Source organism: Brucella grignonensis, from assembly GCF_002252505.1.
GTDB classification, from domain to species: Bacteria; Pseudomonadota; Alphaproteobacteria; order Rhizobiales; family Rhizobiaceae; genus Brucella; species Brucella grignonensis.
Genome location: NZ_NNRL01000042.1, coordinates 1 through 381, shown reverse-complemented (window position 1 = coordinate 381; position 381 = coordinate 1). Strand labels below are relative to the sequence as shown.

Here is a 381-nt window from a genome sequence, read left to right as displayed (position 1 = left end):
ACACGAAGAAGTCTGGCGCGCGCTCGCGGATGGCGCGGGCGATCTCGGCCTCGTGATCGGGGTGGGTGTAGGAATGCAGGAAACTGACGGCAATCGCCTCGACAGCTTCTTGCCGGAAATCGGACAGGATGTCGTCCAGACCGTCGAGGCTGACCGGTGTGACCACGTTGCCCTTGTAATCCACCCGCTCAGTCAGCTCGCGCGACAAATGGCGCGGCACGAAGGGCGTGGGTTTGCGGTAGAACATATCGAAATAGTTCGGGCGATCCCCGCGTGCGATTTCCAGCACGTCGCGGAAACCTGCGGTCGTGATCAGGCCGACCTTGGCGCCCTTGCGTTCGGTCAGCGCGTTGATGATCACGGTGGAGCCATGCGCAAGAC

General features: G+C 62.2%; 1 protein-coding gene. It reads right to left on the bottom strand.

Annotated features, from left to right (window positions below):
• On the bottom strand, positions 1 to 381 hold a 381-nt coding region (locus CEV33_RS00635), incomplete at both ends, for a hydantoinase/oxoprolinase N-terminal domain-containing protein (protein ID WP_328588539.1).